At 55.5% G+C, this 21,925-nt stretch carries 15 protein-coding genes and 5 tRNA genes; 13 read left to right on the top strand and 7 right to left on the bottom strand.

Annotated elements, in window-relative coordinates; translation table 11 throughout:
- The 3 genes from hpnE to hpnC are packed head-to-tail and all read right to left on the bottom strand — an operon-like array spanning position 1 to position 3,054.
- Positions 1-1,302 carry a hydroxysqualene dehydroxylase HpnE gene (hpnE, locus tag J8G15_RS06545; protein ID WP_210546707.1) on the bottom strand — a complete coding sequence of 434 codons (1,302 nt, stop codon included), beginning with the start codon at positions 1,300-1,302 and terminating at the stop codon, positions 1-3.
- Positions 1,303-1,311: 9 nt separating this feature from the next.
- Positions 1,312-2,151, bottom strand: coding sequence for a presqualene diphosphate synthase HpnD (gene hpnD, locus J8G15_RS06540; protein WP_210546706.1), 840 nt, complete (start codon positions 2,149-2,151; stop codon positions 1,312-1,314).
- Between the two features lie 30 nt (positions 2,152-2,181).
- Positions 2,182-3,054, bottom strand: a complete 873-nt coding sequence (gene hpnC, locus J8G15_RS06535) for a squalene synthase HpnC (protein WP_210546705.1) — start codon at positions 3,052-3,054, stop codon at positions 2,182-2,184.
- A 110-nt stretch (positions 3,055-3,164) separates the two neighbouring features.
- On the opposite strand from hpnC, the gene J8G15_RS06530 reads away from it, so the two are divergent.
- The 13 genes from J8G15_RS06530 to J8G15_RS06470 all read left to right on the top strand — a co-directional run bounded on the left by J8G15_RS06530 (position 3,165) and on the right by J8G15_RS06470 (position 16,778).
- Complete coding sequence (locus J8G15_RS06530) at positions 3,165-4,334, top strand: efflux RND transporter periplasmic adaptor subunit (RefSeq protein WP_210546704.1); 1,170 nt, start codon at positions 3,165-3,167, stop codon at positions 4,332-4,334.
- Positions 4,335-4,341: 7 nt separating this feature from the next.
- On the top strand, positions 4,342-7,491 hold the full coding sequence (locus J8G15_RS06525) for an efflux RND transporter permease subunit (protein ID WP_210546703.1): 3,150 nt from the start codon (positions 4,342-4,344) through the stop codon (positions 7,489-7,491).
- A gap of 61 nt (positions 7,492-7,552) precedes the next feature.
- Positions 7,553-7,639 (top strand) — tRNA-Leu (locus J8G15_RS06520).
- A gap of 78 nt (positions 7,640-7,717) precedes the next feature.
- Entirely contained in the window at positions 7,718-9,028 is a 1,311-nt protein-coding gene (gene tig / locus J8G15_RS06515; protein WP_210546702.1) for a trigger factor, read from the top strand.
- Positions 9,029-9,152: 124 nt separating this feature from the next.
- Positions 9,153-9,773: an ATP-dependent Clp endopeptidase proteolytic subunit ClpP gene (clpP, locus tag J8G15_RS06510; RefSeq protein WP_210546701.1), complete on the top strand. Its 621-nt coding sequence runs from the start codon at positions 9,153-9,155 to the stop codon at positions 9,771-9,773.
- A 132-nt stretch (positions 9,774-9,905) separates the two neighbouring features.
- Positions 9,906-11,171 (top strand): ATP-dependent Clp protease ATP-binding subunit ClpX, encoded by a 1,266-nt coding sequence (clpX, locus tag J8G15_RS06505; RefSeq protein WP_210546700.1) that lies wholly within the window; start codon positions 9,906-9,908, stop codon positions 11,169-11,171.
- Positions 11,172-11,291: 120 nt separating this feature from the next.
- A complete protein-coding gene (lon, locus tag J8G15_RS06500; protein WP_210546699.1) occupies positions 11,292-13,736 on the top strand; it encodes an endopeptidase La in 2,445 nt (814 codons plus the stop codon).
- Positions 13,737-13,797: 61 nt separating this feature from the next.
- A tRNA-Gly gene (locus J8G15_RS06495) sits at positions 13,798-13,873 on the top strand.
- A 33-nt stretch (positions 13,874-13,906) separates the two neighbouring features.
- Positions 13,907-13,982: transfer RNA gene (locus J8G15_RS06490), tRNA-Gly, on the top strand.
- A 44-nt stretch (positions 13,983-14,026) separates the two neighbouring features.
- Positions 14,027-14,100 (top strand) — tRNA-Cys (locus tag J8G15_RS06485).
- A 76-nt stretch (positions 14,101-14,176) separates the two neighbouring features.
- Positions 14,177-14,269 (top strand) — tRNA-Leu (locus tag J8G15_RS06480).
- A gap of 506 nt (positions 14,270-14,775) precedes the next feature.
- Positions 14,776-15,405 carry a DUF6806 family protein gene (locus J8G15_RS06475; RefSeq protein WP_210546698.1) on the top strand — a complete coding sequence of 210 codons (630 nt, stop codon included), beginning with the start codon at positions 14,776-14,778 and terminating at the stop codon, positions 15,403-15,405.
- Between the two features lie 119 nt (positions 15,406-15,524).
- Positions 15,525-16,778, top strand: coding sequence for an HD-GYP domain-containing protein (locus tag J8G15_RS06470; protein WP_210546697.1), 1,254 nt, complete (start codon positions 15,525-15,527; stop codon positions 16,776-16,778).
- A gap of 104 nt (positions 16,779-16,882) precedes the next feature.
- On the opposite strand, the gene J8G15_RS06465 is transcribed toward J8G15_RS06470, so the two are convergent.
- The 4 genes from J8G15_RS06465 to J8G15_RS06450 all read right to left on the bottom strand — a co-directional run bounded on the left by J8G15_RS06465 (position 16,883) and on the right by J8G15_RS06450 (position 21,918).
- The gene (locus J8G15_RS06465; RefSeq protein WP_210546696.1) at positions 16,883-18,157 is read right to left on the bottom strand and encodes an acyl-CoA dehydrogenase family protein; all 1,275 of its coding nucleotides are present in this window, start codon (positions 18,155-18,157) and stop codon (positions 16,883-16,885) included.
- A gap of 65 nt (positions 18,158-18,222) precedes the next feature.
- Positions 18,223-19,332 (bottom strand): phosphotransferase, encoded by a 1,110-nt coding sequence (locus J8G15_RS06460; RefSeq protein ID WP_210546695.1) that lies wholly within the window; start codon positions 19,330-19,332, stop codon positions 18,223-18,225.
- 26 nt (positions 19,333-19,358) lie between these two features.
- Positions 19,359-20,081 carry a Crp/Fnr family transcriptional regulator gene (locus J8G15_RS06455; protein ID WP_210546694.1) on the bottom strand — a complete coding sequence of 241 codons (723 nt, stop codon included), beginning with the start codon at positions 20,079-20,081 and terminating at the stop codon, positions 19,359-19,361.
- A 316-nt stretch (positions 20,082-20,397) separates the two neighbouring features.
- Positions 20,398-21,918, bottom strand: a complete 1,521-nt coding sequence (locus tag J8G15_RS06450; RefSeq protein WP_210546693.1) for a 3-hydroxyacyl-CoA dehydrogenase — start codon at positions 21,916-21,918, stop codon at positions 20,398-20,400.
- Positions 21,919-21,925: the final 7 nt, after the last annotated feature.

Below are 21,925 nucleotides of genomic sequence, written 5' to 3'. Positions count from 1 at the left end.
TCAAGCCAGCGCGGCGTTGGCGGCTGCCAAGCCGCTGCGCACAGCCCCTTCCAGCGTGGCCGGGTAGGGGCCTTTTACATAGTCACCGCAGGCCAGCAGGCCGGGTGCCACTTTCATGACTGGCCGTTGCAGGCCCGGGGTGCAGGCAAAGGTGGCGCGTTTATCCACAACAGCTGTCACCGCTTGCAGGCTCAGCCCCAACTGGGTCTTGGCCTGTTGGATCACTTGTGTCTGCAGTGTTTCTCGGTCGCCCTCGCTGGCGCTGACAACAAAAGCCAACAGTCCTTTGGGGCCGCCGAGCTGCCCCCGGTCAAACACAAACTGGGCTGGCGCGGGGTGTTCGGCATCGTGTGAAGGAGGTAGCGAGACCATGGGGTGGCTCAGGCTTGCCTGCGGCGCCCAGGCGTAGACCGTGGCGATGGCTTCAAATTGCAGGGCCGCGGTCACCGCTATCCAGTCTTGAAGCTGTGTGATCAATGGTGCTGGCGCGGCTTGCGCCGTGTTTTCCAACAACCGGGCGGCATGGGCCGACGAGGTGGCCAGGATCACGGCATCAAAGCGTTGATCGTTCACCAACCATTGCGCGCCTGATGGCGTGAGCTGCTCCACCCGTACCCCCAGTTGAACCTGTCCACCGCGCTGGGCCAGCCAGCTGGCGGCGGGACCGGGAAACAGCGCAGTCAAATCTTGCTTTGGTAGCAGCAAGTGTGAACCACCCTGTACGCCAAACAAGGCGTCTTTCATGACCCGCAAGAAAACCTGGGCACTGGCGCGATGGGCCGGTGTGTTGAGTGCCGAGACGCACAAAGGCTCAATCAATTCGGTCATGACACGGGGTGTGAGTCCGGCGCACAGGGCCGCGACAGACAGTGTGGGCGGGCACAAAAATCGGCTGAACTGCCAGGCGGTGGCGACCCGCAGCAACGACCCTTTGTCCGCCCAAGTCCAGCCCTTGGCGGTGACGATGCCGCCCAAAGCGTCCAGCGGGGTCGGCCAGTTGGGAAACCTCAGACCTTTTCCGTCAGGAAACAGCAGAGCCATCGGGGTGCGGCGCAGGGTGTCTTGTTCTCGCACGCCCACTTCGGCCATCAATTTCAAGGTGTCGGCGTACGCGCCAATCAGGATGTGCTGGCCGTTGTCCAGCGTCACCTCAGTGCCGTCGGGTAAAGAGGTGTCTAAGGCTCTAGCCCTTCCCCCTATGGCGCGAGCCGCTTCGAAAACAATAGCAGTGTGACCGCTCTTGGTGACTTGTACCGCAGCGGCCATGCCGGCCCAGCCCGCGCCGATGATGGCGATTTTCATGGACAGGGGTTACAGCCGGCCAAACGCTTGCACCTTCCACGCCAGCCACAGCTTTCGCACGGGGGTCAGGCTGACGCGCTGGTGCAGCACCTGAAAGTTGTCGCGTTCAATCTCGGTCAGCAGAGCGCGGTAAATGCTGGCCATCATCAGTCCGGGCTTTTGGGCGCGGCGGTCGGCGGCGGGTAGCAGCGCCAAGGCTTCGTCATAAAGACCTTGAGCGCGCTTGGCCTGAAACTTCATGAGAGCCGTGAAGCGGTCAGAGTAGCTGCGCTTGAGAATCTCATGCGCCTTCACATCAAACTGCTGCAACTCGTTGACCGGCAGGTAAATGCGGCCGCGCAAAGCGTCTTCGCCCACGTCACGAATGATGTTGGTCAGTTGCAGGGCTTGGCCCAGTTTGTGGGCGTAGGCAATAGTCTGGGGCTGGGTTTGGCCAAAAATATTGGCCGCCACTTCGCCGACTTCACCGGCCACCAGGTGGCAGTAGCGTTGCAGGCCGGGGTAGTCCAGGTAGCGGGTTTGGCTCAAGTCCATCTGGCAGCCTTCAATAACGGCTTGCAGGTGGCGTTGCTCAATGTTGTAGGGCTGGGTCAGCGGCATCAAGGCCTGCATGACCGGGTGCGTGGGCTGGCCGGCAAAGGCCTTGCTCACCTCGGATTGCCACCAGGCCAATTTGGTGGCGGCAACGCCGGGGTCCACCATGTCGTCAACCACATCGTCTACCTCGCGGCAGAAGGCGTAAAACGCAGTGATGGCGGCACGCCGTGGCTTGGGCAGGAATAAAAAAGCGTAATAAAAGCTGCTGCCAGAGGCAGCGGCTTTTTGCTGGACGTAGTCTTGTGGCGTCATGAAGGATCTGGGTTGAGGCGCTTAGTTTAATCAGAGCGTTGTGGGCTTCATGCGCCAGGCCCGCCAGAGCAATAAAGGTCCATCGGTCCAGTGCAGTTTGGGGCGGGTGCGCCAGGTGGCGAAGTGCAGTGATTCGATTTTGTCCAGAATGCGCAGTCCGCCCTGAACGACCAGCCGGAGCTCCCATCCGGCGCGACCCGGTATGCGGCAAGCCAATGAAGCACCTTTTAACATGCTGTCCCTTGCTGCTGCTGCGTAAGCAGCTACCATTCTCGTAGCATTTTCGGATTGAATACTGGGCAACAAGTCGCCGTCTTTTACGCCAAAAGCCTGCATGGACTGCACGCTGGGGTACCAGCGGTCACGTGCCACATCGACGCTGATGTCTTGCCAGAAGTTAATCAGCTGCAGTGCAGTGCAGATTTGGTCGCTCTGCGCCAGTGAGGCTTCGTCGCGAATGCCGTACAGGTTCAGCAGCAGGCGGCCCACTGGGTTGGCCGAACGCGAGCAGTAGTCGTGCAGTTCCTCATCGGTCTGGTACCGCTGGCCGGCGGCGGTGTAACGCACGTCTTGCTCAAACGCATCCAGCAGTTGGGTCAATAAAGGCACGGGTAGGGAAAAACAGTCAAGCACGGGTTGCAACGGGTCAAAAACCTGGGGCCACTGGCCGCTGTGCGATTGGCCGGCGGCAATGTTTAGTAGGTCCTGTCGGAAGCGGCTCAATGCGTCGAGTCGCTCTTGAGGGGGCGCGCTGCCTTCATCGGCAATGTCGTCACCCGTGCGCGCAAACCAATAAATGACCGCAATAGCAGGGCGCAAGTGGGCGGGGCACAACCAACTGGCCACTGGAAAATTCTCGTAGTGATCTACAGTTTGAGTGGCGTTTTTGGTTTTGAGGGTCACGGTATTGGGTCGAAATGAGGCGACTGGATTGACAGCCTGCAAGAACAATCTAAAATTAATAACCAATCGGTCAGTAGTTTGAGTGTCCTTCTTAAAAAGCGAAGCCTGTCATGAATTTTTTGAAATTAATAAAGCCATTGTCCGCTGGCGTGCTGCCGGTTGCTGCGGCCTTGCTGCTGAGCGCCTGTTCCAAGCCGGCACCCCTGGACGCACCGGTACGCTCCGTCAAGGTTTTGACGGTCGGCGTGGGGACGGTGCAGTCCTCGGTCGAGTTTGCCGGTGAGGTGCGGGCACGGGTCGAATCCCGCCTTGGTTTCCGGGTGGCAGGCAAGTTGAGCCAGCGCCCGGTTCAGTTGGGTGAGCACGTTAAGGCCGGTCAATTGCTGGCTCAGTTGGACCCGCAGGACTACCGTTTGGCCGCTGATGCGGCCCGCGCGCAATTGGCGGTGGCCGCCAGCAACCGCTACCAGGCGGCAGCTGATTTCAAACGATTCAAAGAGCTGAGGGACCAAAACTTCATCAGCGGAGCCGAGTTTGAGCGCCGCACAACGGCGCTGAAAGCGGCCCAAGCCCAGTACGACCAGGCGCAGGCGCAGCTGGCCTCGCAAGGCAACCAGGCTGACTACACCCGTCTGAGCGCTGATGTGTCGGGCGTTGTCACGGCCGTAGAAGCTGAGCAGGGACAAGTACTGGCAGCGGGTACACCTGTGGTCCGCATTGCTCAGGACGGGCCACGTGACGTGATCTTTTCCGTGCCCGAGGACCGGGTGGCGGCCGTCAAAACCGGTAGCAAGGTGGCGGTGCGGGTCTGGGCTTCAGACACGGCGTTGCAGGGCGTTGTGCGTGAGGTGGCGGCCAGTGCCGACCCGGTGACGCGTACCTTTTTAGTCAAAGTGGCGTTGAGCGGTGACGCATCGCCTGCATTGGGCACGACCGTGACCGTGGTGCCGCAGTCTCTCAGCCATGCAGGGGCGCCCGCCATCAAGGTGCCAACGAATGCTTTGTTGCAGCAGGGTGGAAAAACCCTGGTCTGGTTGCTTGATCCGGCCAGCATGACCGTCAAGGCGCAGCCGGTGGAGGTGCTCACGGCTGATGGCAATGAGGTGGTGATCGCCAGTGGCTTGACCCCCGGACTGCAGGTGGTGACGAGTGGCGTGCATGTGCTTTCCGCCGGACAAAAAGTCACGCTTTATCAGGAAAAAGTGGTTGTGGCCCCCGTCAATCAAGCGGGAGTAGCTCCTGATTCGATAGTGAATTCAAACGCTTCAGCGGCTAAGTGAGTCGGCCATGACACAAACGAATCCCAAAGAGAGTTTTAACCTCTCGCGCTGGGCGCTGGAGCATGCAGCGCTGACCCGGTATTTGATGGTGGTGTTGATGGTGCTGGGGCTGGCCTCGTACTTTCAATTGGGTCAGGACGAAGACCCGCCGTTTACCTTTCGGGCCATGGTGGTGCGCACTTATTGGCCGGGTGCCACGGCCCAGCAGGTGGCCGAGCAGGTCACGTCCAAGATCGAGCGCACGCTGCAAGAGGCGCCGTTTGCCGACAAGATTCGCAGCTATTCCAAGCCGGGTGAGTCGCAGATTATTTTTCAAATCAAGGACTCCAGCAAAGCCAGCGATGTGGCCAATGTCTGGTACGCCGTGCGCAAAAAAGTGGGCGACATGCGTGGCACCTTGCCGGGCGGCGTGGTCGGCCCATTCTTTAACGACGACTTTGGTGACGTCTATGGCGTGATTTATGCGCTGGAGTCCGACGGCTTCAGTTACGCCGAGGTCAAGTTCTTTGCCGACGACGTGCGCCAGAAACTGCTTCGCGTGCCTGACGTGGCCAAGGTTGAGCTGTTTGGCGCGCAAGACGAGAAGCTGTTTGTGGAGGTCTCTCAAAAACGCCTGTCCCAAATGGGGCTGGACATGAACGAGGTGTTGTCGCAGTTGGGGCAGCAAAACGCGGTCGAGTCGGCCGGGGCCGTGCAAACCCCGCTGGATGTGGTCCAGGTCAGGGTGCAGGGGCAATTTAATGCGGAGGAGGATTTGCAGGCCATGCCCATCCGCGCCGGCGACAAGCAAATTCGCCTCGGCGACATTGCCACGATTCAACGGGGCTACGTGGATCCGCCGAGTGTGAAGGTGCGCCACCAGGGCAAAGAGGTGATTGCTTTAGGCATCTCCATGACCAAGGGGGGAGACATCATTGCCTTGGGCAAAGCCTTGAATGCCAGCGTCGCTGAGATTCAGGCTGGACTGCCGTTAGGTGTCAACCTGGTGTCGGTGCAAGACCAGCCGAAGGCGGTAGCCAAGTCAGTGAACGAGTTTGTCAGCGTGTTGATCGAAGCGGTGGTGATTGTGCTGGCAGTCAGCTTTATTGCCTTGGGGTTTCATCGCCGTCCCGGCAACCACCCGATCTACAAGCGCTGGTACATCGACATGCGTCCCGGGCTGGTGGTGGGCATCACCATTCCCCTGGTACTGGCCGTGACTTTTTTGGCTATGAACTTCTTCGGTATTGGCTTGCACAAAATTTCACTGGGCTCGCTCATCATCGCGCTGGGGCTGTTGGTCGATGACGCCATCATTGCGGTGGAAATGATGGTGCGCAAGATGGAGGAGGGCTACGACAAGGTCCGCGCTGCCACGTTTGCTTATGAAATCACCGCCATGCCCATGCTGACGGGCACGCTGATCACGGCGGCGGGGTTTCTCCCCATCGGCTTGGCCAAATCGTCAACGGGTGAGTACACCTATGCCATTTTTGCAGTAACGGTGATTGCGCTGGTGCTGAGTTGGTTGGTGTCGGTTTACTTCGTGCCCTATTTGGGCACGCTGTTATTGAAGGACAAACCCAAGTCAGAGTCTGGCGAAATTCACCAAGAGCACTTTGACACCGCCTTCTATCGCCTTTTCCGTCGAGCGGTAAATTGGTGTGTGCACCACCGTTGGTTGACCATTGCGGCCACCATTCTGATTCTTGCCTTAGGCATTGTGGGCATGGGCAAGGTGCAGCAGCAGTTCTTTCCGGACTCTAGCCGCCCCGAAATTTTGGTGGACCTGTGGTTCCCAGAAGGCACGTCATTTGCTTCCAATTCACTCACGACCAAGCGGGTGGAAGCGCGTTTGCAGCAGGAGGAGGGCGTGGACTCCGTCAGTACCTGGGTGGGCTCCGGCGTGCCGCGCTTCTATTTACCGATGGAGCAGACCTTTCCCCAATCCAATGTGTCGCAAATGATTGTGGTTCCGAACAGCCTGAAACGCCGTGAGTCATTGCGCCAAAGCTTGCCCGCGCTGTTGGCGACTGAGTTTCCAGAGGTGCGCGGCCGTGTCAAGCTGCTGCCCAACGGCCCGCCCGTTCCCTACCCGGTGCAGTTCCGTGTGGTGGGTCCGGACCCGATTCAGCTGCGAGAGCGCGCTGATGAGGTCAAGGTCGCCATGCGAGCGAGCCCAAACACCCGGGGTGTCAACGACAACTGGAACGAGTCGGTGAAAGTCATTCGCCTGGAAGTGGATCAGGTCAAGGCCCGCGCCTTGGGTGTGTCCAGTCAATCCATCGCGCAGGCAGCCCGCACCATGTTGTCGGGTGCCACGGTGGGTCAGTTCCGTGACGGGGATAAGTTGATCGACATCGTGCTGCGCCAACCCCTGGACGAGCGCGACGCAATCAGCGACTTGGGCAATGCCAACCTCCCCACCGCGTCGGGCCGGTCAATTCCGCTGACTCAAATCGCCAAACCCGTGTTCACTTGGGAGCCTGGCGTGATGTGGCGCGAGAACCGCAACTATGCGATCACGGTGCAAAGTGACATCGTGGAGGGCTTGCAGGGCGCCACCGTCAGCAAAGAGGTACTCCCCGCGCTGAAAGCGATCGAGGCCAAGTGGTCCACCGAGGGTCATGCGGGCTACCGCATCGAGGTGGCTGGCGCTGTGGAGGAGAGCTCCAAAGGCTCTGCCTCCATCGCCGCCGGCATACCCATCATGCTGTTCATCACCTTTACCTTGCTGATGTTGCAGCTGCACAGCTTCAGCCGGGCCATGCTGGTCTTCCTGACGGGCCCCATGGGAATTGCCGGTGTGGCGGGGGCGTTGCTCGTGCTGGATCGCCCCTTTGGCTTTGTGGCGCTGCTGGGTGTGATTGCGCTCATGGGCATGATTCAACGCAACTCCGTCATTTTGATTGACCAGATTGAGACTGATCGCAGCAACGGCGTGCCTGCATGGGATGCCATTGTGGAGTCCACCGTGCGCCGCGCCCGACCGATTGTTTTGACCGCGGCTGCGGCCGTGCTGGCCATGATCCCGCTGTCTCGCTCGGTTTTCTGGGGCCCGATGGCCGTGGCGATCATGGGCGGATTGATCGTGGCGACCATTTTGACCCTGCTAGCGCTACCCGCCATGTACGCGGCTTGGTTCAGGGTCAGGAAAGAGGTCCCCGGAGCAGGTTAAAATAACTGGATTACCGATTTCTTGGGGATGGTTAATTAAACCGTCCCCTTAATTTTTAAGTGCGCGGGTGGCGAAATTGGTAGACGCACCAGGTTTAGGTCCTGACGCTGGAAACAGTGTGGGGGTTCGAGTCCCCCCCCGCGCACCACCTTTGATAACTTGAGGGGCAGAGAGCAGCCGCAGGACGGCCGCCTTTGTTGATCTCATCACAATTAGGAGCATTGCAATGGCTGTTACCGTTGAAACACTGGAAAAGCTGGAACGAAAAATCACGCTGACACTGCCCGTCGGGACGATCCAGTCAGAAGTCGAGACCCGCCTGAAAAAGCTGGCCCGTACGGTCAAGATGGACGGTTTCCGTCCAGGCAAAGTCCCAATGACGGTGGTTTCCCAACGCTATGGGTATTCCGTGCACTACGAAGTCATGAATGACAAAGTCGGCGAAGCTTTTTCCGTGGCTGCCAATGAAGCCAAGTTGCGTGTGGCTGGTCAGCCCCGCATCACCGAAAGCGAAGGCGCTCCAGAAGGTCAAATGGCTTTTGACGCTATTTTCGAAGTCTACCCAGAAGTCAAAATGGGCGACCTGACCACCGCAGAAGTCGAGAAAGTCTCGGCTGAAGTGGACGCAGGCGCCATCGACAAGACCATCGACATTCTGCGCAAGCAACGGCGTACCTTCGCTCAGCGCGCTCAAGATGCTGCCACCGTTGACGGCGACCGCGTGACGGTTGACTTTGAAGGCAAAATCGACGGTGAAGTGTTCGCTGGCGGCAAAGCTGAAGACTTCCAGTTCATCGTTGGCGATGGCCAGATGTTGAAAGAATTTGAAGATGCGACCCGCGGTATGAAAACCGGCGAAAGCAAGACCTTCCAGTTGGCCTTCCCGGCTGACTATCATGGCAAAGACGTCGCTGGTAAAACTGCCGACTTCATGGTTACGTTGAAGAAAATCGAAGCCGCCAATCTGCCAGAAGTGAACGAGGCATTGGCCAAGTCCTTGGGTATTGCTGACGCCACCATCGACGGTTTGCGCGCTGACATCAAGAAAAACCTGGAGCGCGAAGTGAAGTTCCGCTTGCTGGCCCGCAACAAACAAGCTGTTATGGACGCATTGGTGTCCAAGGCCGAGTTGGATCTGCCGAACGCCAGTGTTCAGGCTGAAATTGCCCGTCTGCTGGAAGGCGCCCGCGCTGACCTGAAGCAACGCGGCATCAAGGACGCTGACAAGGCACCTATTCCTGATGACGTGTTCCGTCCACAAGCTGAGCGTCGTGTGCGTTTGGGCTTGGTGGTGGCTGATTTGGTTCGCGCGAATAGCTTGCAAGCCAAGACTGAACAAATCAAGGCTCACATCGAAGAGTTGGCTGCCAGCTACGAGAAGCCCGCTGATGTGATGCGTTGGTACTACAGCGACAACAACCGCTTGGCGGAAGTTGAAGCCATCGTGATTGAAAACAATGTGACTGATTTTGTTTTGGCGCAGGCCAAAATCAACGAGAAGACAGTTACGTTTGATGAGTTGATGGCTCAAAACTAATCGTTTCGCCGCATCAAAGCGGCCAAAATGGGGCTTCTGCCGGACTTGTAGTCTTGTCGGTAAGCCCCATTTTCATTAGGGTGCCAATTTTTCGGTACAGTGTCTGTCTATTTTGGGAGTCAAGATGAACGTGCGAAATGGGTCAATGGAAACACAGGGACTGGGTATGGTTCCTATGGTGATCGAGCAATCGGGCCGGGGTGAGCGTTCGTATGACATTTACTCGCGCCTGCTCAAAGAGCGCGTGATTTTTCTGGTCGGTCCAGTAAACGATCAGACAGCCAATTTGGTTGTCGCTCAATTGTTGTTCCTGGAGAGTGAAAATCCTGACAAGGATATTTCCTTCTATATCAACTCACCAGGCGGGTCCGTGAGCGCTGGCATGGCGATTTTCGACACCATGAATTTCATCAAACCAGCGGTTTCAACCCTGTGTATCGGTTTTGCGGCCAGTATGGGCGCGTTCCTGTTGGCAGCTGGTGAGAAAGGCAAGCGCTTCTCCTTGCCCAACTCCAAGATCATGATTCACCAGCCATCCGGGGGTAGCCAGGGTCAGGCCACCGAAATTGAAATTCAGGCGCGCGAAATTCTGAAAACACGCGAGCAACTGAACAAAATTTTGGCGGAGCGCACTGGTCAGCCATTGGAGCGCATTGCAAAAGATACAGAGCGTGACTATTACATGTCCGCTGATGAGTCCAAAGATTATGGTTTGATCGATCAGGTCATTTCGAAGCGGACTTAATCTCGTAGCGGCGCCGAGGTCCACGACTTGTTTGATGGCCTCCAATGCGCACAGACGGTGTCTTCTGGTTTCAGCGGGCGCCGTTTCTCTTTGGGTATTATTCGGTAATTTTCCGAAAAAGGCGTAGTTCACATGGCCGAAAAAAAAGGCACCTCGGGCGAAAAAACTCTCTATTGTTCTTTTTGCGGCAAAAGCCAGGATGAGGTTAAAAAACTCATTGCTGGCCCCTCTGTTTTTGTCTGCGATGAGTGCATAGATCTGTGCAATGAGATTATTCGCGATGAACTCCCCGCCACAACCGAAGTGAATGGTGCCGGCAGTGAATTGCCAACGCCTGCGGAGATCAAGGGTAATCTTGACAACTACGTGATCGGTCAAGAGCCCGCAAAACGGACCTTGGCCGTTGCCGTTTACAACCACTACAAACGCCTTCGCCACAAAGAGAAGGCCAAAAAGGACGATGTGGAGTTGGCCAAAAGCAATATTTTGCTGATTGGCCCAACTGGATCTGGCAAAACGCTGCTGGCACAGACTATGGCGCGGATGTTGGATGTGCCCTTTGTTATGGCCGACGCCACCACGTTGACCGAAGCGGGCTACGTCGGCGAAGACGTGGAAAACATTGTTCTCAAATTGCTTCAGAGTTGCAACTACGAGGTGGAGCGGGCGCAGCGGGGGATTGTCTATATCGACGAAATTGACAAGATCACTCGAAAGTCGGACAACCCTTCAATCACACGCGATGTCTCCGGCGAAGGCGTGCAACAGGCCTTGCTCAAACTGATTGAGGGCACGATGGCCAGCGTTCCGCCACAAGGTGGGCGAAAACATCCGAATCAAGACTTCGTTCAGGTTGACACGACCAACATCCTGTTCATCTGCGGCGGTGCGTTTTCCGGACTCGAGAAAGTCATTGAAAACCGTACCGCGTCGTCCGGCATAGGGTTTGGGGCGTCCGTCAAGAGCAAGGAGCAACGCAGCTTGACCGAGGTGTTCAAAGACGTTGAGCCCGAGGATTTGATCAAGTTTGGCCTGATTCCCGAGTTGGTGGGTCGGATGCCCGTCGTTGCAACACTGGCTGAATTGACCGAGGACGCCTTGGTTCAAATTCTGACTGAGCCCAAAAATGCGCTTGTGAAGCAATATGCCAAATTGTTGCTGATGGAGGGTGTTGAGCTGGAGATTCGCCCTGCAGGATTGAAAGCAATTGCCAAAAAGGCGTTGGCCCGGAAAACTGGCGCGCGAGGCTTACGCTCTATCCTGGAGCAGTCTTTGATTGACACCATGTATGAGTTGCCCAATGCCAGCAACGTCGAAAAGGTCGTCGTTGACGAAGCGACCATTGAAGAGAACAAGCCACCTCTGTTGGTTTACCGCGAGTTGGCCAAAAAGGCTTGAACAACTCCCTTTTAGGGTTGTTTACTTTTGATTGATACGAAACCCGCGGGCTGACAATGCTCTACGGGTTGAAATTTCTCATTTACCCCCTATTTTTAACAGGTAACTAAAAGGTTCCCAATGTCTGGTCACACCCCACTACCTGCTGTCGCTATAGATTTGCCTCTCTTGCCATTGCGCGACGTTGTCGTCTTTCCGCACATGGTGATTCCGTTGTTCGTCGGTCGCCCAAAAAGCATCAAGGCACTTGAAGCTGCCATGGATGCTGAGCGTCGCATCATGCTGGTCGCGCAAAAAGCTGCAGCCAAAGATGACCCTCTGGTCACTGACATGTTTGACGTCGGTTGCGTCTCAACCATTCTGCAGATGTTGAAGTTGCCGGATGGCACCGTTAAAGTCCTAGTTGAAGGTCAGCAACGCGCTCGGGTGAACAAGATCGACGAGGGTGAGTCACACTTTTCCGCCAATGTCACACCACTTGAAGTTGTGACCGAGCCGGAGGCTAAGCCCCGTGGCAAGGCAAGTGAAGTTGAGGCATTGCGCCGCGCCGTAATGCAGCAGTTTGATCAGTACGTCAAACTGAACAAAAAAATTCCACCGGAAATTTTGACGTCAATTTCCGGGATTGACGACGCTGGTCGACTGGCGGACACGATTGCGGCCCACCTGCCGTTGAAGCTTGACAGCAAGCAAGCCGTTCTCGACTTGGCCAGTGTCAAGGAGCGTCTTGAAAACCTTTACGAGCAAATAGAGCGTGAAGTTGATATTCTGAACGTCGACAAGAAAATTCGCGGCCGCGTCAAACGCCAAATGGAGAAAAATCAACGCGACTTTTATCTGAACGAGCAGGTCAAAGCCATTCAGAAAGAGTTGGGTGAAGGCGAAGATGGCGCTGACATCGACGAGGTTGAGAAAAAGATAAAAGCGGCCAGAATGCCGAAGGAAGCGTTGAAAAAGGCCGAGGCGGAGCTGAAAAAGCTCAAGCTGATGTCGCCAATGTCAGCTGAGGCGACTGTTGTCCGTACCTACATTGACGTGCTCACAGGATTGCCCTGGGCCGGGAAAACAAAAATCAAGCACGATTTAGGTGCCGCCGAGTTGGTTCTCAATGAAGATCACTACGGGCTTGACAAAGTCAAAGACCGTATTCTTGAGTACCTGGCGGTTCAACAACGTGTCGACAAAGTAAAGGCACCGATCCTGTGTTTGGTCGGCCCACCTGGCGTTGGTAAAACCTCTTTGGGAGAGTCAATTGCCAAGGCGACGGGACGTAAGTACGTTCGAATGGCTCTGGGCGGTATGCGGGATGAGGCCGAAATCAGGGGGCATCGCCGCACCTACATTGGTGCGATGCCAGGCAAGGTTCTGCAGAGCTTGTCCAAGGTCGGCACGCGCAATCCACTCTTTTTGCTTGATGAAATTGATAAATTAGGCGCCGATTTCAGGGGTGACCCGTCCAGTGCCTTGCTTGAAGTACTAGACCCTGAGCAAAACCACAAGTTCGGTGATCACTATGTCGAAGTTGATTTCGATTTGAGTGACGTGATGTTCGTTGCAACGTCCAACTCAATGAACATCCCTTCAGCACTCCTCGACCGCATGGAGGTGATTCGTCTATCTGGCTACACAGAGGATGAGAAGGTCAGTATTGCGATCAAGTACTTGCTGCCAAAACAACTCAAGAACAACGGCGTCAAGGTGACGGAGTTACTTGTTGCTGAGGAGGCTGTGCGTGACATCGTGCGTTATTACACTCGCGAAGCTGGTGTGCGTTCGTTGGAGCGGGAACTGTCAAAGATTTGCCGAAAGGTGGTCAAAGGCTTGCAGTTGAAACAACTTAAGCCTCTGGTTACCGTGAATTCGGAAAACTTGAATGACTTCCTCGGGGTCAGGAAATACAACTACGGACGCGCTGAGCAACAGAATCAAGTCGGTCAAGTGGTCGGCCTGGCCTGGACTGAAGTGGGCGGTGATTTGCTGACCATTGAGGCGGCCATGATGCCGGGTAAGGGAGTGATTACCCGCACTGGTTCGTTGGGCGATGTCATGAAGGAATCGGTTGAGGCTGCACGAACAGTTGTGCGGAGTCGCTCACGTCGCTTGGGCATTAAAGATGAATTTTTCGAGAAAAAGGATATTCACATCCACGTGCCGGACGGTGCTACTCCCAAAGACGGCCCCAGTGCAGGTGCGGCGATGACGACCGCATTTGTGTCGGCAATGACTGGGATACCGGTCCGGGGTGATGTGGCTATGACGGGTGAGATCACCTTGCGTGGCGAGGTGACCGCCATTGGCGGCCTGAAGGAAAAATTGCTCGCCGCTTTGAGAGGTGGCATCAAGACGGTCATTATTCCTGAAGAGAATGCAAAAGACTTGCAAGACATCCCGGCGAATGTGAAAGATGGTCTGGAAATCGTGCCAGTGCGATGGATCGATAAAGTGCTTGAAATTGCACTGGAGAAAATGCCAACGCCGTTGCCCGATGAGGAGCTCGCCGTTGCGCCAGCAGTTACTGAGGCATCTCCAGCGACTGGAGGGTTAAGTGCGTCCATTAAGCATTAATGAAATTATTTGATTTTTAACAATCAATCTTTTATCACGCTATAATTTAAAGTCTGGAAACGCGGGAATAGCTCAGTTGGTAGAGCGCAACCTTGCCAAGGTTGAGGTCGAGAGTTCGAGACTCTTTTCCCGCTCCAAGTGTTTTTAACCCTATATTTTTCTGGGTTTATGCGGGAGTAGCTCAGTTGGTAGAGCGCAACCTTGCCAAGGTTGAGGTCGAGAGTTCGAGACTCTTCTCCCGCTCCAGGGTAAAAATGGGAAGCATGGCTTCCTATTTTTTTAGAAATTAAGGCGCGATAGCAAATCGGTTATGCAACGGATTGCAAATCCGTGTAGCCCAGTTCGACTCTGGGTCGCGCCTCCAGAATATTGACAAAAGCTGGACATGTGGCCTCGTTGCTTTATTCAGCGGGGCCGTTTTGTTTCGATTTGGTCATGATGCCCGAGTGGTGAAATAGGTAGACACATCGGACTTAAAATCCGCCGCTTCGTGAATAACGGGCGTACCGGTTCGATTCCGGTCTCGGGCACCAATGCGCTTCACCTTGTCAAGTCTTTTATGACCTGACTCGCTCGGCAAGCTGCCTCGTCGGGTTTTTTGATGTTGGCGTCATTTGTTTCCGAGTTCGCTGTCAGGTCCTCAAGCCAGCAATGATTGGCGGCTGATTCAAAGCAGATCTGTCGGTGATGTCTGCACCCACCCTTGATCGAACATCGCTGTCGTACCCTTTGGATTCAAGGTTAACCTTTGCATCGGCAATGCGGTATAGAACTCAGGATTCAATGGCGGAGTGAGGCGCGGCTGTTGGCACCGACCAGTGGCGGTGCGGGTCAGTCGTATCTTGATTCGGGAGAGTGATGACAGATGTTGTTGACAACATGGCACAATGAATTTACACCTATCGATAGCCCTGTAACTGGGGCGCAGCCTACCAGGCGGCACTGAAGCAGTGTCGAAGAAACTCAAAAGTGAGAGGTTGGAGGTCATACTGCAATTAAATGAAAACGGACCCCGACCTTCACTCCGAACAGATAACACATGTCACGCTTTAATACACCGTTTGAAATCCATGTTCATGGGCAAGTTTCCCTTCGGCCCAATGTCGTTTTTGAACAGCTGCATGATGCTCTAAAACCCTTGTGGCGATACGCTGGAGCCAAGTCGTTAGCGGACGGTTCAGGAAGCTCCTACGAGGACGAGCCGGGCATCAGGTTCGATGCTCAAGAGCACCTTCTGCAAATGTGCTGGACGGTGCCTGGTGACGACGATTTCCGCCAGGTATTAGACGAAATGTGCATGAATCTCAATGATTTGGCGCTCACTGGCGCGTCTGTTGAGGTTACTTTTTATGACGTCGAATTTGACGAAGACGACGAGCGCTCATCTAGCGAGTCTCGTGATGACTTCTTGGTGCTATTTGTAGGGCCAGATCCAGCCGCAATCATGCAGGTGCAGCGTGATTTGCTGGTTCAAGACGTCATTAACTTGATGGAGCGTCATTTCGATGGCGCTGAGCTTGGCGGCGTAGTTGCTGAAGTCGACAAGCTGTTCGCACAACGATTTGATGACTTGGTTAGCTCACTTCAACTCGGACGCCCGCCTAGAGGCTCAGGAGGTGGACACGGAGGCGGGCACGGAGGCGGTAGAAAACCCCGCCATCTGCATTGAGTTCGGCAAGGTAGCAAGTTTTAAACATAAGCTACGGTGGTATTGTGTCTTTGAATTGGCCACTTGTTTGACCGCGATTAGGTTGAACCATATATTTTGAAATTACGAGTACTCCTGTCATGCTGAAGCGAATTGATGTTGATCAACTGACTATTGGGATGCATGTTCACGAGTTTTGTGGCTCTTGGATGGAGCATCCGTTTTGGCGCGGTAAATTGTTGCTGAATGATCCAAAAGACCTCTCGGCTATTCACGGGAGCAGCATCAAGGAGGTGTGGATTGACAGTAGCAAGGGCTTGGATGTCCCGCCGGGAGCCAATGCAGTTCTTACCGCGCAGTCTGACGCGCAAGTAGACAGTGAGTTGCTGCAGGCGGCGACCCCAGTTGCCAACGATCTGCCGAAGACGAGGGAAATTGCGCGAGTACCCGCTACCCAGGAGATGGCCAGAGCGGCCAAAACTTGCGAACGCGCCAAGCATGCGGTGGTGTCAATGTTTGAGGAAGCGCGGATGGGGAAAAGCGTTGACGTAGGGGGCGCTGGCCAACTGGTTGACGAAATCTCGGACTCTGTTGCCCGGAATCCGGGGGCGCTAATTAGTCTTGCTCGACTCAAAACTGTGGATGATTACACCTATCTTCATTCGGTTGCAGTTTGCGCGATGATGGTGGCTTTGGCAAAACAGTTAGGCATGAGTGAGTCAGACATACGACTCGCAGGGCTGGCCGGTTTGATGCATGATTTGGGCAAGGCTGTGATGCCCATGGCTGTGTTGAACAAGCCGGGCAAGCTCACCGATGCAGAGTTCAAGATCATCAAAAGCCATCCGGTGGAGGGCCACAAGTTGTTGTTGACGGGCGATAGCGTCGATGAGATTGTGCTGGATGTCTGTCTGCACCATCACGAAAAAATGGACGGTTCAGGATACCCTCGTGGTCTTTCCGGAGACAAGATCAGCATATTCGCCAAGATGGGGGCGGTGTGCGATGTCTACGATGCCATCACCTCAAATCGTCCCTACAAATCGGGCTGGGACCCGGCTGAGTCTGTGCGGAAAATGGCTGAGTGGGCCAATGGCCATTTTGACCCAGTGGTGTTTCAAGCATTTGTTAAAACGATGGGAATTTATCCAGTGGGGTCGCTGGTGCGCTTGACCTCTGGTCGAATTGGAGTGGTGATTGAGCAAACGGGAAAGTCTCTGACGATGCCCAGTGTGAAGGTTTTCTTTTCAACCAAATCCAATATGAGGATCGCTCCGCATATCGTTGATCTTTCCCACCCTAGCTGCAATGAAAAAATTCAAGGAAGAGAAGACCCGGCTGTGTGGCGATTCCCTGATCTCAATGAATTGTGGTCCGAGATTCCGGGCGCTTAGAGATCCAATCTCTTAACGCCATGCCACGCGGAAAAAATTTAACAGCAACAGACTGAATGTCTTGATACTCAATCGACCCCAGGAGCAGGGGCCGATTAGACTTGTTAACAGCCTCGTGTCACCGGCATCTCCACCGGTTTGGCATTGAGTGTGTATTTTCCCAACTCTTGTTTTGCAATGGCGTTGCGGTGGACCTCGTCCGGACCGTCCGCGAAGCGCAAGGTGCGGGCATTGGCGTAGCTATAGGCCAATGGAAAGTCGTCACACATCCCCGCGCCGCCATGGACTTGCATTGCCCAGTCGATGACTTGGCAGGCCATGCTCGGCGCAACGACCTTGATCATGGCGATCTCGTTTTTGGCGAATTTGTTCCCGGCGACATCCATCATCCAGGCGGCCTTCAGCGTCAACAAGCGGGCCATATCAATTTTGCAGCGTGCTTCCGCAATGCGTTCCTGCGTCACCGTTTGCGCAGCAACGCTTTTACCAAAGGCAATTCTGACTGAGGCTCGTTTGCACATGAGCTCCAATGCTCGTTCAGCCAGACCAATCAGACGCATGCAATGGTGGATGCGACCTGGGCCAAGGCGCCCTTGGGCGATTTCGAATCCTCGACCTTCACCCAGCAGAATATTGTCCACTGGCACTCGCACGTCTTCAAACAGGACCTCCATGTGGCCGTGCGGTGCATCGTCGTAGCCCATGACATTGAGTGGCCGCACAACAGTGATACCAGTGGTGTCTGCGGGCACAAGCACCATGCTTTGCTGGGAGTGGCGTGCTGCTTCTGGATCAGTCTTTCCCATGGTGATGTAGACAGAACAACGGGGGTCGCCAGCGCCGGAAGTCCACCACTTGCGACCATTAATAACGTAGTTGTCACCGTCACGCTCAATCCTGGTTTCGATGTTGGTGGCGTCACTGGAGGCCACATCGGGTTCAGTCATCGCAAACGCTGAGCGAATTTTTCCCTCAAGCAAAGGTTTGAGCCAGCGTGCCTTGTTTTCAGCCGAACCGTAACGTGCAATAGTTTCCATATTGCCGGTATCTGGTGCTGAGCAATTGAATACTTCGCTGGACCACATCACGCGCCCCATGATTTCCGCCAACGGGGCATATTCCTGGTTGGTCAATCCTGCTCCTGCATAGCCGGACGCGGCAGCACTATCCACTGGCAGAAACAGGTTCCAAAGGCCTGCGGCTTGTGACTTTGGCTTGAGATTCTCAATGGTCTGCAGTGGCGTCCAACGCTTTCCGGCAGCGGTATTGGCTGAAATCTCGGATTGGTAAGTGCTCTCGTTTGGATAGATATGTTCATCCATGAACGCCTGCAAACGCGCTTGGAGTTCCTTGGTCTTGGGGGAGTAGTCAAAATCCATGAGTGTGCTTTCGATGAAGGTGGGGTTGAGGGGAGTCGCCCGCCAGATTGGTCAGGCGACTTGAGTCAGGTTCCGGATTGCCGGGCAAATTTCCAGGCCATTTGAGCCAGTGGCCTGGCGCCGGCTGCTGAACTGACGGCTTGTGCGCTGGCGGCCGTTCCCGCTTCAACGCGTTTTGCGATTCCTTGCAAGATGGCGGCTATGCGAAACAAGTTGTATGCCATGTAGAAATTCCAGTCGGCCTTGAGTTGCTCTGGCTTGACCAATCGGGTTCTTTCACAATACAGGCGGATATATTCTTCTTCGGTTGGAATGCCCATGCTGCTGACATCCAGGCCCCCGATGCCCCGAAATGCGCCAGGTGGAATGTGCCAAGCCATGCAGTGGTAGCTGAAATCTGCCAACGGATGGCCCAATGTCGATAGCTCCCAGTCCAGCACCGCGATGATTCTGGGTTCAGAGGGGTGAAACATGAGGTTGTCCAGGCGGTAGTCCCCATGAACGACGCTGATCATTTGCTCTGAGCGCGCCATGGCCGGAATATTTTTGGGGAGCCACTCCATGAGTTGCTCCATTTCCGCAATGGGTTGACTCATCGGGCCAGTGCCATCGGCCGACGCGAGGTATTGCTTGCTCCACCGAGCGATCTGGCGTTCGAAATAGTTGCCTGCTTTGCCATAAGTGGCTAATCCGCGTCCTACATAGTCCACAGAATGAAGTGCGGAGATAACCCGATTCATTTCAAGATAAATTGCGCCGCGCTCTGAGTTGCTCATTCCCGGCAAGGTTTGATCCCACAGAATCCGGCCTTCCATGAACTCCATGATGTAGAAGGCGCGCCCGATGATTGACTCGTCTTCACACAGACACAGCATTTGAGGCACGGGAACCTCCGTGCCCTTGAGTCCACTCATGACCGCAAACTCACGTTCAATCGCATGAGCCGACGGCAGTAGTTTTGCAACTGGGCCGGGTTTGGCTCGCATGACATAGGTTTTGGTCGGCGTCGTCAGCTTGTAGGTTGGGTTGGATTGACCACCTTTGAACGACTCCACGGCAAGGGGGGCCTCAAAGCCTGGCAGATTGGTCTTTAGCCAAGAGGTGAGGGCGTCTATGTCGAACGCTTGTTTTTCGGACACCGCCCGTGTGCCAGTGAAGTGGTCAAAATCGCTCATGGTTCTCCATTAAGGGAAGTGTGGGGTTAGCAGTTGTCGGCTTCGGTGATGCGCAAAAGCGCGTCTCGGTCGCAAATAACGAGGCCGCCCGGCTCAATACGTATCACCTCGTCACGCTCCATGGATTTGAGCTCCTGGTTCACACGCTGGCGAGAGGCGCCGAGCAACTGTGCCAGTTCCTCTTGCGCCAATTGCAGTCCAATCCGAAGTTCGGCCGCATTGCTGAGTGATGGCACGCCATAACTCCGCGCCAGGTGCAATAACTGCTTGGCTAGCCTGGCCCGTAAAGGCAAGGTGTTGAGGTCTTCTACCAAGCCAAATAGTTGACGAATTCGCCGCGCATGCAGGCGCAAAAGTGCTTCGTACAGCTCGACATGGAGAGCCAGAATTTTTTTGAAATCCGCTCTCGCAACGCACAAAATCGTCGTCTCGCCGTGAGCGCAAGCGTCGTGGGTTCGTCGGTCGCCATCGAAGATGGCCACATCGCCAAACCAGATGCCCGGTTCTACATAGGTCAGGGTAATTTGCTTGCCAGTAATCGAGGTTGAACTCACCCTGACTGCACCTCGCGCGCAGGCGATCCACTCCTCGGGGGACTCCCCTCTGGCGGCAATCAATTCGCCGTCTTTGAAGCGTTTTACATAAGCACATCGAAGTATGTCGTGTCGGAGTGAGGGTGATAAAGTTGAAAACCAACGCCCGGCGTTGATTGACTCGCGTTCTTCAATAGTAAGAATTGGATCGTCCATGGCCTGTCTTTTCGGTGACTGATAACCAGACCATTGTCACGCGCGAGACGATCTTGACGTATCAGGGTTGTCACCTGAGTGTCTGCACAGGCACAACAGGGGCGCAACTGGCCCGCTGACGGACAGCCCTCTGTGAGACTGGCGCCAGAGGTATCGCTGGCTGATGCAAGGGAGGTGCCGGCCCTTGAAGTGCGCCTTGAGCCAGTTTTGACTTGCCGCTGGGCCAGCTTGACCCAAGTCAATGTCCGTCGGACGCCCGTCGCTGGGTAGTGGGGGCGTGCTGGACCCTTTCCCGGGTCCCTAGAGGTGGCGGGACTTAGTCTTCTTGATGCAAAAGGCTCAAGCCGATCGCCCCACGGCGACGCAGCCATGGGCTGGGTCGATAGCGCGGATCACCGTAAACGGTTTGCATATTGAACAGAATCTCAAGCATGTTGGTCGGTCCATAGGCATTGCCCAACGCCAGTGGGCCGAGCGGGTAGCCAAGACCGAGTGTGACCGCAGTTTCAAGGTCCGCCGGCGTGCAGATGCCTTGCTGACAAATATCCGACCCAATGTTCACGATGCCGGCCACGACCCGTTGAGACACAAAGCCACCGCTGTCCTTGATCACACTGACCGATTTTCCGTCACGGGCCATGAGGGCATGCGCAGCATGGCGCATGTCTTGCCGTGTGGCAGGGTTGGTTGCGAGCACACGTCGTTTACTGCTCGCGTCGTCAACCATCATGTCGATGCCGATGGTGCGGGCGGGATCAAGGCGCTCGACAACCGCCACTGTTGTGATATCGAAGCCCAATGGGGCGACCAGGGTCAAAGCGAGGGTGGACGGTGACGCGCCTGTTTCAATTTTTGCACCCAAGTCCCTGAGCAATCCCAACAGTTCCACCCGGCGGGCGGCTCGCGGTGACACCCACACGGGAGGTATCTCGTCAACGTGAGGGACTGACGGCTCGGAGCTGAGTTGTGCCACTCCGGCGTCATAGGCATAAAAGCCGGCGCCTGACTTTTTGCCGAGTAAACCTCCAGCGAGCCGCTGTGCCGTGATGGCACTGGGTCGATAGCGTGGTTCTTCGAAATATTGGTGATAGATGGCCTCCATCACCGGATGCGACACGTCCAGGCCGGTCAGGTCCATCAGTTCAAAGGGCCCGAGCTTGAAGCCGATTTGATCTTTCAGGATGCGATCAACGGTGGCGAAATCGGCCACGCCTTCATTCACGATGCGCAAGGCTTCTGTTCCGTAAGCTCGACCAGCATGATTCACGATGAAGCCAGGCGTGTCCATCGCCTTGACGGGTGTGTGCCCCATTTGGCGGGCGTAATCGGCCAAGGCCGCACAAACGCTTGTGGCAGTCTTCAACCCTGCGATAACCTCCACGACCTTCATCAATGGGACGGGGTTGAAAAAATGGAATCCCGCCACCTGCTCTGGTCGTTTGAGTCCGGCGGCGATAGCGGTCACGGACAGGGATGACGTGTTGCTGGCCAGCACGGTGCCGGCTTGAACCAGTGACTCCAGTTCCGACATCAAGTGGGCCTTGACGTCCAACCGCTCCACAACAGCTTCGACAATGAGGTCGCAATGGGCTAAACCACCCAAAGATTCTGCGCACCGCAGTCGGGTCTTGAAGGACGCAAGCTGAATAGCATCCACTTTCCCTCTTTCACACATTCGCTCCCATTGCGCGTGTATGGCGACTTGAGCGGATTCAGCGGCCCCGTTTTGCATGTCAACCATCACAACATGACTGCCGGCCTGAGCGGCAATTTGAGCAATGCCACGGCCCATGGCCCCGGCGCCGACAATGCCGACCTGTTTGAAAACTGGATTCATGGGTGAG

The organism is Rhodoferax sp. PAMC 29310 (genome assembly GCF_017948265.1).
GTDB lineage: Bacteria > Pseudomonadota > Gammaproteobacteria > Burkholderiales > Burkholderiaceae_C > Rhodoferax.
Note: the sequence above shows the minus strand (reverse complement) of the source record. Positions and strands in the feature narration are given on the sequence as shown.

Excerpts from the sequence above, each read along its gene's own strand:
- hpnE (WP_210546707.1), bottom strand. The coding sequence starts at position 1,302 with ATGAAAATCGCCATCATCGGCGCGGGCTGGGCCGGCATGGCCGCTGCG.
- hpnD (WP_210546706.1), bottom strand. The coding sequence starts at position 2,151 with ATGACGCCACAAGACTACGTCCAGCAAAAAGCCGCTGCCTCTGGCAGC.
- J8G15_RS06530 (WP_210546704.1), top strand. The coding sequence starts at position 3,165 with ATGAATTTTTTGAAATTAATAAAGCCATTGTCCGCTGGCGTGCTGCCG.
- J8G15_RS06525 (WP_210546703.1), top strand. The coding sequence starts at position 4,342 with ATGACACAAACGAATCCCAAAGAGAGTTTTAACCTCTCGCGCTGGGCG.
- tig (WP_210546702.1), top strand. The coding sequence starts at position 7,718 with ATGGCTGTTACCGTTGAAACACTGGAAAAGCTGGAACGAAAAATCACG.
- clpP (WP_210546701.1), top strand. The coding sequence starts at position 9,153 with ATGAACGTGCGAAATGGGTCAATGGAAACACAGGGACTGGGTATGGTT.
- clpX (WP_210546700.1), top strand. The coding sequence starts at position 9,906 with ATGGCCGAAAAAAAAGGCACCTCGGGCGAAAAAACTCTCTATTGTTCT.
- lon (WP_210546699.1), top strand. The coding sequence starts at position 11,292 with ATGTCTGGTCACACCCCACTACCTGCTGTCGCTATAGATTTGCCTCTC.
- J8G15_RS06475 (WP_210546698.1), top strand. The coding sequence starts at position 14,776 with ATGTCACGCTTTAATACACCGTTTGAAATCCATGTTCATGGGCAAGTT.
- J8G15_RS06470 (WP_210546697.1), top strand. The coding sequence starts at position 15,525 with ATGCTGAAGCGAATTGATGTTGATCAACTGACTATTGGGATGCATGTT.
- J8G15_RS06465 (WP_210546696.1), bottom strand. The coding sequence starts at position 18,157 with ATGGATTTTGACTACTCCCCCAAGACCAAGGAACTCCAAGCGCGTTTG.
- J8G15_RS06460 (WP_210546695.1), bottom strand. The coding sequence starts at position 19,332 with ATGAGCGATTTTGACCACTTCACTGGCACACGGGCGGTGTCCGAAAAA.
- J8G15_RS06455 (WP_210546694.1), bottom strand. The coding sequence starts at position 20,081 with ATGGACGATCCAATTCTTACTATTGAAGAACGCGAGTCAATCAACGCC.
- J8G15_RS06450 (WP_210546693.1), bottom strand. The coding sequence starts at position 21,918 with ATGAATCCAGTTTTCAAACAGGTCGGCATTGTCGGCGCCGGGGCCATG.